At 66.3% G+C, this 12,077-nt stretch carries 16 protein-coding genes; 6 read left to right on the forward strand and 10 right to left on the reverse strand.

Annotated features, from left to right (window positions below; translation table 11 throughout):
* Positions 1 to 110: 110 nt before the first annotated feature.
* Positions 111 to 761, reverse strand: coding sequence for a TetR/AcrR family transcriptional regulator (locus Q7V45_RS04970; RefSeq protein ID WP_304847945.1), 651 nt, complete (start codon positions 759 to 761; stop codon positions 111 to 113).
* Positions 758 to 1,819, reverse strand: a complete 1,062-nt coding sequence (locus Q7V45_RS04975) for an alpha/beta hydrolase (RefSeq protein ID WP_304847948.1) — start codon at positions 1,817 to 1,819, stop codon at positions 758 to 760. The genes Q7V45_RS04970 and Q7V45_RS04975 overlap by 4 nt, the downstream gene beginning before the upstream one ends.
* A gap of 65 nt (positions 1,820 to 1,884) precedes the next feature.
* Here Q7V45_RS04975 and Q7V45_RS04980 point away from each other — a divergent pair, with 65 nt between their 5' ends.
* Both Q7V45_RS04980 and Q7V45_RS04985 read left to right on the forward strand, forming a co-directional pair.
* Positions 1,885 to 3,168 (forward strand): adenylate/guanylate cyclase domain-containing protein, encoded by a 1,284-nt coding sequence (locus Q7V45_RS04980; RefSeq protein WP_304847951.1) that lies wholly within the window; start codon positions 1,885 to 1,887, stop codon positions 3,166 to 3,168.
* Entirely contained in the window at positions 3,153 to 3,629 is a 477-nt protein-coding gene (locus Q7V45_RS04985; protein WP_304847954.1) for a gamma-glutamylcyclotransferase family protein, read from the forward strand. The genes Q7V45_RS04980 and Q7V45_RS04985 overlap by 16 nt, the downstream gene beginning before the upstream one ends.
* Before the next feature lie 2 nt (positions 3,630 to 3,631).
* Here Q7V45_RS04985 and Q7V45_RS04990 read toward each other — a convergent pair whose 3' ends face one another.
* The 7 genes from Q7V45_RS04990 to Q7V45_RS05020 form a co-directional block, all read right to left on the reverse strand.
* Positions 3,632 to 4,600 (reverse strand): dienelactone hydrolase family protein, encoded by a 969-nt coding sequence (locus tag Q7V45_RS04990; RefSeq protein WP_304847957.1) that lies wholly within the window; start codon positions 4,598 to 4,600, stop codon positions 3,632 to 3,634.
* A complete protein-coding gene (locus Q7V45_RS04995; protein WP_304847960.1) occupies positions 4,601 to 5,044 on the reverse strand; it encodes a VOC family protein in 444 nt (147 codons plus the stop codon).
* Positions 5,045 to 5,089: 45 nt separating this feature from the next.
* A complete protein-coding gene (locus Q7V45_RS05000; RefSeq protein ID WP_304847963.1) occupies positions 5,090 to 5,965 on the reverse strand; it encodes a transglutaminase-like domain-containing protein in 876 nt (291 codons plus the stop codon).
* Positions 5,962 to 6,393, reverse strand: coding sequence for an SRPBCC domain-containing protein (locus Q7V45_RS05005; RefSeq protein WP_304847966.1), 432 nt, complete (start codon positions 6,391 to 6,393; stop codon positions 5,962 to 5,964). Before Q7V45_RS05005 ends, Q7V45_RS05000 begins: the two co-directional genes overlap by 4 nt.
* Complete coding sequence (locus Q7V45_RS05010; RefSeq protein WP_304847968.1) at positions 6,303 to 6,725, reverse strand: helix-turn-helix transcriptional regulator; 423 nt, start codon at positions 6,723 to 6,725, stop codon at positions 6,303 to 6,305. The genes Q7V45_RS05005 and Q7V45_RS05010 overlap by 91 nt, the downstream gene beginning before the upstream one ends.
* Before the next feature lie 47 nt (positions 6,726 to 6,772).
* Positions 6,773 to 7,516: a DUF72 domain-containing protein gene (locus Q7V45_RS05015; RefSeq protein ID WP_304847971.1), complete on the reverse strand. Its 744-nt coding sequence runs from the start codon at positions 7,514 to 7,516 to the stop codon at positions 6,773 to 6,775.
* Between the two features lie 62 nt (positions 7,517 to 7,578).
* Complete coding sequence (locus Q7V45_RS05020) at positions 7,579 to 8,013, reverse strand: universal stress protein (RefSeq protein WP_304847974.1); 435 nt, start codon at positions 8,011 to 8,013, stop codon at positions 7,579 to 7,581.
* Positions 8,014 to 8,233: 220 nt separating this feature from the next.
* Here Q7V45_RS05020 and Q7V45_RS05025 point away from each other — a divergent pair, with 220 nt between their 5' ends.
* Both Q7V45_RS05025 and Q7V45_RS05030 read left to right on the forward strand, forming a co-directional pair.
* Complete coding sequence (locus Q7V45_RS05025) at positions 8,234 to 9,295, forward strand: permease (RefSeq protein WP_304847977.1); 1,062 nt, start codon at positions 8,234 to 8,236, stop codon at positions 9,293 to 9,295.
* A 15-nt stretch (positions 9,296 to 9,310) separates the two neighbouring features.
* Positions 9,311 to 9,547 carry a thioredoxin family protein gene (locus Q7V45_RS05030; protein WP_304847980.1) on the forward strand — a complete coding sequence of 79 codons (237 nt, stop codon included), beginning with the start codon at positions 9,311 to 9,313 and terminating at the stop codon, positions 9,545 to 9,547.
* A gap of 457 nt (positions 9,548 to 10,004) precedes the next feature.
* Here Q7V45_RS05030 and Q7V45_RS05035 read toward each other — a convergent pair whose 3' ends face one another.
* Entirely contained in the window at positions 10,005 to 10,484 is a 480-nt protein-coding gene (locus Q7V45_RS05035; protein ID WP_304847983.1) for a helix-turn-helix domain-containing protein, read from the reverse strand.
* 122 nt (positions 10,485 to 10,606) lie between these two features.
* Here Q7V45_RS05035 and Q7V45_RS05040 point away from each other — a divergent pair, with 122 nt between their 5' ends.
* Together Q7V45_RS05040 and Q7V45_RS05045 are read left to right on the forward strand one after the other, a co-directional pair.
* Positions 10,607 to 11,212 (forward strand): glutathione S-transferase family protein, encoded by a 606-nt coding sequence (locus Q7V45_RS05040; RefSeq protein ID WP_304847986.1) that lies wholly within the window; start codon positions 10,607 to 10,609, stop codon positions 11,210 to 11,212.
* Positions 11,212 to 12,027, forward strand: a complete 816-nt coding sequence (locus Q7V45_RS05045; RefSeq protein WP_304847989.1) for an enoyl-CoA hydratase — start codon at positions 11,212 to 11,214, stop codon at positions 12,025 to 12,027. The genes Q7V45_RS05040 and Q7V45_RS05045 overlap by 1 nt, the downstream gene beginning before the upstream one ends.
* Positions 12,028 to 12,077: the final 50 nt, after the last annotated feature.

The raw sequence follows: 12,077 nt of genomic DNA on the forward strand, positions 1-12,077 counted from the left end.
TCAAGAAGAGCAGCGTTCCTGAGTTATGGAAACGACGCCTATAACTCATCCCGTCGTCTCGACCGGAGCGCCGAAGGCGCGAAGTGGAGAGACGACGGGAGCTTTTCGAATTAGCGCCGCGGCAGCTTGTCGAGGCCACCCAGCATGAGGTGCGTCGCGAACTCGGCGGCGGCGGCGGGATCGACCGGGTCGCGGGCCACCATCACCATCGAGATTTCGAAGGCGATGCCGGACATCGAGGCGCTGAGATAGGAGACGTCGACGCTGGGCAGGATGCCGCGGGCGATGGCGGCGCGGATGTCGTCGTTCAGGGCCTTCGCGAGCGCCCGCACGTCGGGCTTGTCGAGGAGCGTGCGGACGGCCGTGAAGCTCGACCGCGCCAGCGCCAGCAGTTCGGGATCCTCGGCCAGGAAGTTGAAATAGGCGGCATAGTGCTCGCGGACGAACGCCTCGGCCGTGGTGGCGCGACCGCGGCCGTCGCGATGGCGCTGCAGCAGCACGCTGGTCAGCTCCCCGACCACCGCCTCGAAGATCTCGTCCTTGTCCTTGAAGTAATTGTAGAAGGTGCCCGAGGCGAGATCGGTGCGGCGCACGATGTCGCGCACGCTGGCCGCGCCGTAGCCCATTTCGGCGAACACCGCACGAGCCGCCTTGATCAGGGCGGTGCGGTTCTCGGCCTTGTTCTGTTCGCGCCGGCCCGCCCGTTCGCCGCGCGTTTCCGCTCCTGTCGTGCCGTCGCCCATGTTGCGATGCTCCGTCATCGTCCGAGTTGCGCGAGTTCATGGCGCAGTCCTGCGACCATGTCGTCCATCGCCCGTGCCGCGGCATGCACCACACCCCGCATGCCGATGAAGCCGTGGATCAGCGTCTCGAACTCGCGATGGATGGTCTTGACGCCGGACGCCTGCAGGCGCTCGGCATAGGCGCGGCCCTCGTCGCGCAGCGGATCGAAACCGGCGGTGAAGACCAGCGCCGGCGCCACGCCGGCGAGGTCGGCGGCGCGCAGCGGCGAGGCCCGGGGATCGCCGATCTCGCCGTCGCCATGGAGGTAGTGCATGCGGAACCACCTCATGTCTGCCTCGGTGAGCAGGAAGCCGTCGCCGCAGCTCTGATGGGAACGGGTGTCGCCCGCCATGTCGGTCGCGGGATAGATCAGCCACTGCAGGCAGGGCGGATGCGGCTCGTGGCGCAATTCCTGGGCGACAACGGCGGCGAGCGTCCCGCCGGCCGAATCGCCCGCCACGACGATGCGATCGGGGTCGAGGCCAAGCGAGACGGCCTCGCCCGCCACCCAGCGATGGGCGGCGACCGCATCCTCGACCGCGGCCGGGAACTTGTGTTCGGGGGCCAGCCGGTAATCGACCGAGACGATGGCGCAGCCCGAGCGCGCGCAGAAGTAGCGGCAGGCCAGATCGTAGCCTTCGAGGCTCCCGATAACCCATCCGCCTCCATGGAAATAGAGGATGGTCGGCAGCAGGCGCGCCACGCTGCCGGCCGGCCGGTAGATGCGGATCCGCATCGGTCCGGCGGGGCCAGGCAGGGTGCGATCGAGGATGGAACTCACCGGTGCGGGGTGGCCGCCCAGCATCTTCATGAAGGCGTCGTAGTCCTCGCGCGCCTCGGCGACGCTCATCGTGTGCATGGCCGGCTGACCGCTGTACGCGAGCAGCCTCAGAAACCACTGGGCACGGCCATCCAGGGTGCGGCCGTCGACCCCGATCGGCGGGCCGGCCAGGATGTTCACCCAGGAAATCGGCATGCGCAGTGCGAGGTTGGCGACCTTGCCCTGGATCTCCCGCGCGATCTCCTTCATCGACATGAAGTGTACCTAGCACCGCCCCGGCCCGTTGTGGAGCCCGGCGGCTCTGGCTAGTTTGGCGGCCGATGCCTCCCGCGGCGCCCGACTTCTTCTCAGACGCGCTCCGCCGCGAGATCATCCGCAGCGAGCAGCAGCGCATGCGCGCCCTTGCGATCATTCTCGCTGTGCTGCTGGCGGGCACGCTCGTGGTCGCCAACTTCTTTCCCGGCTATTCCGCCCGCATGTTCCAGCGCGACGTGCCGGGCTGGGTTCCTCTGCTGGGCGTGGCCCCCTTTCTCCTTTACGAACTGGGTTCGCTGACTTTCCTGCGTTTCAGGGCCATGCGGGACCTCGATTTCCCGCGAGTGGGGCGATTCGCCAATGCGCTGATCGAGACGTCGCTACCGGCTGCCGTCATCATTTCGCTCAGCCACTACATGGACCCGCTGCTGGTGTTCAGCTTCTGGCCGCCGCTGCTCTACTTCATCTTCATCCTGCTTTCGACCCTGCGGCTCGACTTCTGGCTGTCGGTCTGGACCGGCAGCGTCGCTGCCTTGCAGCAGATCGTACTGGTCCTGTGGCTGGTGCCACTCGAGCCGTGGGGCAACATCCCGCAGGAAACACTGCTGTTCCATTTCAGCCGCACCCTCGTCCTGTTCGCCTGCGGGCTGGTGGCGGGCTTCGTCGCAACCAGCCTGCGCGCCCAGTTCGAGAAGTCGGTGCGGGCCGTGGCGGCGCGCGATCGGGTGACCAACCTGTTCGGCCAGCATGTCTCGCCCGCCGTGGTCGACCGCCTGCTGGCGACGCGCACCGATCCGCCGAGCGAGATGCGCCCCGTGTGCGTGCTGTTCCTCGACATTCGCGGCTTCACGGCGATGACGCGCCGGCGCAGCGCCGAGGAGACGGTGGCACTGCTCAACGCCTTCTTCGCCGAGATGATCGAGGTGGTGGACCGCAACAACGGCATCATCAACAAGTTCCTGGGCGACGGATTCATGGCGGTGTTCGGGGCACCGCTCGAAGATCCCGCGGCGGCGCGCAACGCGCTGGCGGCGGCCCGCGCCATGATCGACACGGTCGGACGGTGGAACGACACCCATCCCGGCTGGGCGTTGAAAGTGGGGATCGGCGTCCATCTCGGCGAGGCGGTGACGGGCACGGTCGGCTCGCCGCAACGCAAGGAATACACGGTGATCGGCGACACGGTGAACCTCGCCGCCCGCCTCGAACAGCTCACCAAGGAAGTCGGAGCGCAGTTGCTGATCTCGCAGTCGGTGCATGATTCGACCCCGTGTGACGGGGCAGTGGATCTCGGTCCCGTCGAGATCCGCGGTTACGAAGAAGGGGTGCGCGTATGGCGGATGGCCTGACCTGGTACTTCGCCTACGGCTCCAACATGGACCCCGTACGCCTGTTCGATCAGCGGCTGGCGCCACGAGGGGTGCCGCGCAGCGAGCGTATCGCGGGCCGGCTCGACGGCTGGCGGCTCGTCTTCGACAAGCCGGCGCGTCACTTGAAGGGCGCCGCGGCTGCCAACATCGTGCCGGCAGGGGGCGGCGTCGTGCATGGCACGCTGAACGCCCTGCCTGACGCGGGCTTCGCCGTACTCGACATCTACGAAGGCGTCGCCGACCGGCATTACGAGCGTCGCACGATCGGCGTGATGCGCGGCGATACCGGAGAGAAGGTCGAGGCGATCGTCTACGTCGCCCTGATGCAGGCTGAAGGCCTCAAGCCGCAACGCGCCTATCTCGACTGCCTACTGGCCGGGCGCGACCTGCTACCGCCGGATTATTGGGATGAACTCGCCGCCACGCAGACGCTCGACTGAGGCTAGCCGCCGAGCAGGTGTCGCCGCACGTAGGCCTTGAGGTCTTCCATCGACTGCTTCGCCGCCGCGTCGTCGGCGCCACCCTTGACACCCAGTGTCTTGCAGGCGGCCACGGCGTTGGCGATCGCACCGGGAATCGGCTTTCCGCCGGGACCGAAGGTGACGATACCGCTGTCGCGCATCACCCAGGAGCGGTCCGGCTGCTGCTGGTTCACGCACTTCGAGTAGTTCTCGCCGTTCGGAATTGAGTAGCGCGGACCGTAATCGAACCCATGCATCGCGCCGGGAAAGACTTTGGTCTGGATCGTGGCGCCCGCCGCGCGCAGTGCTTCCCCGTAGGACACGCAGGGCTCGTAACCGACATAGGTATCGGCGCCACCCAGCAGCAGGTAGATTGGCGCGCCGGTCGTATGAGGCTGGTAGTAGTGCGAATAGCACGACGGATATAATGGTACGTGCAGCGCATAACGCGGCCCGCCCGGCGTGCCGCCGGCGGCGAGGACGAGCTGCTCGTGTGAGGCCATCAGTGCCGACGTGCCCCCCTTGGAGAAGCCCATGATGCCGATGCGGCGCCGGTCGATGCGCGGATCGGCAGCGAGCGCCTTGAGCGCGGCCAGCGCGTCGAGGTTGAAGTCCTGGCCGGTGACGGCGGACTGGTCGAGCACGGTCGAGGTGACGCCGCGCGGCTTGAAGGAGTCGATCACGACGGTGGCGACGCCCATCGGCACGAGTTCGCGGACGTAGTGGGCCTCGCGCTCCCCGACACCGCCGCTGCCGTGATGGATCACCATCGCCGGCACGGGGCCTCCGCCGGGATTTGCCGGCCAGGTGATCTCCGCTGTAACCTGTACGGGCTCGCCCTTCTGCCGGCTCTCGAAGGAAATCGTCTCGCGCTTCTGCGCCTGCGCTCCACCAAAGGCCGAGGCGCAGAGCAGCAGCGTTAGGGCGGCGACGCGCACCGCCCGAAACATCTAGGCCGGGACCTTCTGCTTCTCGGCCGTGATCTTGTTGCTCATCGGGTCGTAACCCTGGAGCTCCGCCACGTCTTCCTCGTGCCAGAAGTTGAGTTCGATCATCACGCCGTCGGGATCATGGACGAAGACCTGCTGCAGCGGTCGCGCCGGCACCTTCTTGACCTCGAAGGGCAGGCCGTCCTGCTTGATCTGGTCGAGGGTGCCGCGGATGTCGGCGCAGTTGATGGCGATATGGTCGATCGCGCCGCTGCCCTGGTCGGTGCGGCCGCTCTCGGAGATGAGATGCAGGATCGCCTTGTCCCCCGCGTACATCCAGGCGCCGGGGAAGGGGAAGGGCGGACGGTCGCCGTTGGTCAGGCCGACATAGCGCTCGTAGAAGCGCACGGTCGCCTCGAGGTTGGCGCAGTAGACGTTGTAGTGGTCGAGCGAGAGTGCAGGCATGCATGCCTCCTTCGGTTCTGGAAGCTCCGGTCAGACCGGAGCAGCTTAGGCCGAAAGGGCGAACGGGGAAACCGCTTCCGGGCGGCGGAGGACGGCGTTGAAGACGGTCGGGGGCACCGCGATGCGCGGGTCGTCGTAGACGGCCCGCAGATCGTCGAGGTGCTCGTCGGGTTTGCGCGTCAGGCGGGCCAGCCGGTCGATGAAGGCGGGATCGATCTCACTGTCGACCAGGGTCATGCCGCCCCAGACGTCCCAGGGCAGCATCTCGCGGTTGTTGAGCGCGGCCACATCGCGAATGACGTTGCTGGCGATGAACCAGAGGCCGGCCATGTCCAGGACCCCGAAGCACTGCGGGTCCGCCTGGCCGGCGCGGCACAGCCGCCAGGCATCGCCCGCCACCAGGAACCTGTCGCGCGGCACGTCCAAGGTGTCGAAGTCGATGCCGAACAGGGTGCGCTGCCGGTCGTCGATCTGGGCGTCGACGAGGATCCAGCGCCGCCGCGCCGCGTCGAAAACCTCCGCCACCCAGTGGTCGATGAACCTGTCCTTCGTGAAGTAGGCGCCGAAGCCGCAGCGCGCCCGGGCCGCGATCCCCTTGCTCCTGAGCATCGCGACGTGCAGCAGAGCGTAGTGTCGGCAGCACCCCGCGAAACGCTCTGCAGGCGAGCGGGCCCGGGACAGCGGCTGCGGGTCTTGGACGGCGATCCGCTCGAGGATCTCCTCCGCGCTGCGGGTATGGGGTTCGCCCCGCTGTCGGTCCGAGAGCCTGACGCCATAGACATCCGGCATATGCTCGTGGATGAGCAGTCCCTGCAGCACCTTCGCGAGCCCGGCGACATCGTCGGGCAACGCGGCGAACTGCAACGCCCAGAGGCCGGCGTCGCTCAGGCCGACGGGCGTGCGGAAGGCGGCGTGGTTCACGCAAACAGCTCCTCGAGCTTGTCGAGCGCCATGCCCCAGCCGCCGCGATGGCCGTCGCGTGCCTTCTCGTCGAAGAACTGCTCGTGGGTCAGGGTGAGGAGTGTGCCGTCCTTGTCCGCCTTCAGGTCGATCGTGACCTGCGACTCGCGCTCCGGCGTACTCTGCCAGGCCCAGGAGAAGACCAGTTTGGTGGGCGGCGCGATCTCGCGATAGACGCCGCTCACGCTGTGATGCTCGTCGTCCGGCGTCCAGAACTGGACCCGGAAACGGCCCCCGACCCGGAGGTCGGTCTCGGCGATGGGTGTCTTGTGGTGGCCGGTGACCCCCCACCAGCGGATCATTTTTTCGGGCTGCGTCCAGGCTTCGTAGACTTTCTCGGGCGGGGCGTTGAGGCGGCGCTTGAGGGCGAGGCTGGGCTTGCTGGCCATTTGTCTTCTTCCTCCAGGAAGGTGGCGAGGCGATCGAGCTGTTGGGTCCAGTAGCGCTGGTAGTGGGCGAGCCAGTTCATCGCCTGCTCCATCGGCTCGGCCTTGAGCTGGCAGGTGACGGTGCGGCCGGACTTGGAGCGCACGATCAGGCCGGCGTCGGAGAGCACGTCGAGATGCTTCATGATGGCCGGCAGCGAGACCGGGAAGGGCCGCGCCAGCTCGCTGACCGTGACGGCTTCCTCGGCGTCGAGGCGGGCCAGCAGCGCCCGTCGCGTCGGGTCGGCGAGGGCGGCGAAGGTGCGGTCGAGCGTGACGCTTTTATTGTTAACCATAGAGTTAACAATTAGGTGCCGACCCTGCAGGAGTCAAGCGGCGGCTGCTATTTCCCGAGCTTCTTGATCATCGCCTGGGCCGCGGCGGGATTGCGGACCTTGGCGCCGGAGATGAAGTAGACGAAGGCGTCGCCCTTCTTCGCCCAGGCCTTGGCGCGCTTGGCCCACTTGTCGATGTCTGCCGGTTTGTAGCCGGTCTTCACCTTCTCCTCGGACTGCATCAGGCGGGCATAGGTGAAGTCGGCCGTCGGCTGGTCGATCTCGGGGAAATCCTTGTCGTGGGCATAGACGATCGCGGCGTTGTACTTGGCGGCAAGAGCGTAGAAGCGCTCGTCCTTGAAGCTGTCGTGCCTGACCTCCAGCGCATGGCGCAGCGGCAGCGTGCCGATCTCGCGCGGCAGCAGCTTCAGGAAGGCCTCGAAGTCCGCAGGCTCGAACTTCTTGGTGGCCATGAACTGCCAGTTGATCGGGCCCAGCCGGTCCTTCAGTTCGACCAGCCCCTGCGTCACGAAGCGCTGCACCGATTCGCCCGCGTCGGCCAGCACCTTTCGATTGGTGCAGAAGCGCGAGGCCTTGACGGCAAAGACGAAGCCGTCCGGCGTCTCGTCGCGCCACTTGGCCCAGCTTGCCGGCTTGAAGCTTGAATAATAGGTGCCGTTGATCTCGATCGAAGTGAGCTGCCGGCTGGCATATTCCAGCTCGCGCTTCTGGGTCAGGTCCTCGGGATAGAAGACGCCGCGCCACGGCTCGAAGGTCCAGCCGCCGATGCCGACAAGGATTTTTCCAGTCATGGCGGGAAGTATAGCTCGAAATGGAACTCAACAAGTCCGCTGCGGGCGCAGATGAGACGAGGCTAGGTTTTTGCCCGCACGACCAGAACCGGACAGGGGGCATTGCGCATGACGCTCTCGGCGACGCTCCCCAGCAGGGCGCGCTTTATGCCGCCCCGTCCATGGCTGCCGATCACGATCAGGTCGGCCGGCCAGTCCCTCGCGGCATTGACGATCTCGGTATGCGGAGCACCGATCGGAACGAAGTCCAGGGCGGCCACCTGCTGCGGGAGGCGTTTGCGAAAATCGTCGATCAGCTTTCGCGCGTCCTCCTTGGCGGAGGCGACAAATACATCGGGTTGAATGCCGGTGTCGGCGGCGTTCACGAGTTCGGCGTCGATGACATGGACGAATGCCATCTCCGCTCCCGCGAGTTGCACCAACTCTGCCGCGATATCAGCCGCGTGCGCCGAGATTGGCGCGCCGTCGACAGCCACGAGAATCTTCTGGAAGATCACGAAAGCCTCCCTGATCTACGGCGACAGGCCGAAGATGCGCTCGATGTGCAGCGGTAGCCCAGCTCCCGAGCCACGATCGCGGCGACGCTGGAACATTGCAAGTCTGGCCGGCCCGCTCCTTGCGGTGGATCAAGGTGGCAGAGCGAGAGAAGGCCGAAGGTTCGTGTATCCATAGCGATCATTCTCAGGCTCTGCCAGATGACCTGAAAGGAGCAGCCGGATGTCGATCGAATCGTCGTTGCGTCAGCCCGGCGGCGAACGTGACGCCACCTGGAGGTGGCTTGCCGCCACCGTGGCCGGTCTCGTCCTCTGGGGCTTGCTCTATTCGCAACTCATCCCGTTCTCGGAATGGATCGTCTCGGTGCTGCCGGTCGAGCGCTCGAGCCACCTCGGCGAGGCAATCGCCTTCCTCGTTTACGATACGCCGAAGGTGCTCCTGCTTCTCACCCTGGTCGTGTTTGCCATGGGTATCGTGCGCAGCTTCTTCTCGCCCGAGAAGACACGCGCCATGCTGGCGGGGCGCGCCGAGGGCGTCGGCAACGTCGCTGCCGCCGGGCTTGGAATTCTGACGCCGTTTTGCTCGTGCTCGGCCGTGCCCCTGTTCATCGGCTTCGTCAGTGCCGGCGTGCCGCTGGGGGTCACTTTCTCGTTCCTGATCGCCGCGCCCATGATCAACGAGGTGGCCCTGGGCCTCCTGTTCGCGTTGGTCGGCTGGGAAGTGGCGCTGACCTATCTCGCCTTCGGCCTTTCCGTAGCGATCGTCGGCGGATTCGTCATCGGCAAGCTGAAGCTCGAGGGCTGGCTGGAGCCCTGGGTGCGCGAGATCCGGGCCGGCGCCCTCGAGTTGCCCGACGAGCAGATCACGATCGTGGACCGCCTGAAGGCCGGCGTCGAGGCCGTGACGGATATCGTCGGGCGGGTGTGGATGTGGCTGATCGCGGGCATTGCCGCGGGCGCGCTGATTCACGGCTACGTGCCCGCCGAGCTGATGGTACGGATCATGGGGGCTGACGCCTGGTGGTCCGTGCCGGCAGCCGTCGCGCTCGGCATCCCGATGTACACGAACGCCGCCGGGATCATCCCGGTCGTGGAAGCCCTTCTCGGCAAGGGAGCCGCGCTCGGAACGACGCTCGCCTTCATGATGAGCGTGATCGCCCTCTCGCTCCCCGAGATGATCATCCTGCGCAAGGTGCTGTCGCTGAAGCTGATCGCCGTGTTCGTGGCCGTCGTCGGCACCGGCATCCTGGCAGTCGGCTTCCTGTTCAATGCGCTGTTCCACTGACAGAGGAGAGATCCCATGAAAGACGTTAAAATTCTCGGCCCCGGCTGTAAGCGCTGCGACGCCGCGGCCGAGATGGTCAAGACCGAAGCCGCCAAACTCGGCATCGCGGTGACGGTCGAGAAGGTGACCGACTACGCCGCGATCGCCGGCTACGGAATCGCCTCGACGCCGGGCATCGTCGTCGAAGGCAAGGTCGTTCATGCGGGTGGACTGCCACGTCAGGACGCAATCGCCGGGTGGCTAAGAGCCTGAGCAGGTGAGGGCGCGGCAGGTCCAGGGGGATAGAGGGTAACGGCGCGCGGCGCGCCACCTGGCTTGGCTCGCCGGCTGGAACCTCGAATAGGAGGTGCTGCTGATCTCGATCGAGGTGAGCAGGTCCAGCCGCCGATGCGAAAGAAGTCGCCAGTTCCGGAAGGCGGTTGGACTTGAGTGAACCGAAGCACGCTTTCCCACGCATGTGACGTGGCTTTGGGAAGCCGTGCGGACAGAATTGCCTCCTGATGCCGATGGCGGCTGCGGTGATCCCGAGTTCGTGAAGGCGCCGAGGAAGCGACAGGGTCGGGACGCCATTGCCTCGGCACGCCGTTCAGCTGGTGGATGGCGGTCCAGTCCAAAAGGCCGGCATTCCCATGACCTGGCGGATCGCCTCGGTGTTGTCGCGTGAGAGTTTGGGATCGGCCGAAGGATGCTGGAGATCACGCCCGCGGCGTCACCTGGACCTCAGCGCATTGCGTTCACGTGCCATTGCGGCTGACAGATGAGGCCGCGCGGTGATTGCGTCGATCGGATCGCCGCACGCCGAACAAACCAGGATGGGTCGGGTGGTTTGCCCGCAGCCCGTGTGCCGCAAGGCGACCGGCGGTGGCCCCTTTCCCGAGAGCCATTGGTCGCCCCACTCCTTGAGCGCAATGATCAGTGGCCACAGGTCGCGTCCCTTCCGCGTCAGCCGATATTCGTGCCTCGGCGGGTGCTCCGAATAGAGGCGGCGCTCGACGATGCCCTCGGCTTCGAACCTTCTCAATCGTCGGCTCAGGATGAGCGGAGAGGCACCGGTGAACTGCTGCAGTTCGTCGAACCGGTGTGATCCGAGGAACATCTCCCGCAAGATCATCAACGCCCAAGTGTCGCCCACGATCTCGATCGTACGGGCGACACTACAAGTCGATCGCGACAAGTCGGAGCGGCTCATGTTGACTCACTTCAATTATTGAAGCTACGCTCGCACAGGCGGTCGGCCGATTCAATCAGTCTTGCCGGTCGTCCGGTCGCACCGCACGCGCCGGCACATCTGCTTCGGCCACGAGGAACGTCATGAAGATCTACCACGCCCCAAACACCCGCTCGGTCCGCATCGTCTGGCTGTTCGAGGAATTGGGGCTGCCGTACGATCTCGAAAAGCACAAGCTCGGTGATCCCGGCATGCGCTCGCCCGAGTATCTCAAGGTCCATCCGATGGGCCGGGTGCCGGCCCTGCAGGATGGCGACACCACGATCTTCGAGTCGGGTGCGATCGTTCAGTATGTTCTCGCCAAGCATGGCAAGGGGCGCCTGGTGCCGGACACGGCCTCGCCGGAGTTCCCGCAGTATCTGCAATGGCTGCATTACGCCGAGGGCATGATCATGCCGCCGGTGAACATCATCGTGGTCGAAACCATCCTCCTTCCGCCGGATCGTCGCAATCAGGTCAACGTCGACCGAGCCACCAAGCTCCTGTCGCGCATGCTCGGCGCCATCGACGTCCATCTCGCCGGACGCGAATTCCTCGCCGGAGACTTCAGCGGCGCCGACATCATGACCGGGCATGCCTGCACGGTGGCGCGCCGGCTTGGAGCGGACGTCTCTGACAAGCCCAACGTCGCCGCCTATATCGAGCGGTTGAATGCGCGGCCGGCCCTGAAGCGCGCCTGGGCGGCGTGATGTCCCGGGCGGTCGATACCGGCACGGACCAGCTTCTGTGCGCGGTGGCGGACCACGTCGCCACCGTGTCGTTCAACCGGCCGGAGAAGCGCAACGCGCTGGGCGATGTCGTCACGCCCGCGCTGCGCGAGATCCTGCTCGTGCTGGAGGCCGATCCGGACGTCCGCGCGATCATCCTCACCGGCGTCGGCAAGTCCTTCTGCGCCGGTGGCGACGTCAAGGGCATGGCCGGCGGCAGCCCCGACGATCGCACGATCGACGACAGGATTCGCGCGCTCCAGCACCGCCAGCAGACCCTGACCCTGCGCCTGTACGAGCTGGCGAAGCCAACCATCGCCGCCCTGCCGGGCGCCGCTGCCGGGGCGGGCATGTCGATCGCGCTCGCGTGCGACATCAGGATCGGCGCAACCAGCGCCTTCTATGCGTCCGGCTTTGCCGCGATCGGGCTCTCGGGCGACTATGGCGGCTCGTGGCAGCTCACGCAGATCGTCGGCCCGGCGAAGGCAAAGGAGATCTACTTCACCGGGCGCCGCGTGTACGCCGAGGAGGCATTGGCGCTGGGCCTGCTGAACGAGGTCGTCGCCGACGAAGACCTGGCGACCCGGGCGGCCGAGCTGGCGAAGCAGATTGCCAGCGGCCCGCCGCTTGCCCTCCGATACATGAAGCAGAACATCAACCGTGCCACGCAGGCCGACTTCAGGACCTGTCTCGACTGGGAAGCCGATCGCCTGGTCCGGGTCGCGCAGACCCAGGACCACAAGGAGGCGGTGCGCGCCTTCATCGAGAAGCGCCCGCCGGTCTTCAAGGGCGCCTAGTCGCGCGCGGCGCCTCGCGGCAGGTCGACAGCAGCATTGCCACCAAAGGG

Source organism: Reyranella sp. (assembly GCF_030651995.1).
GTDB lineage: Bacteria > Pseudomonadota > Alphaproteobacteria > Reyranellales > Reyranellaceae > Reyranella.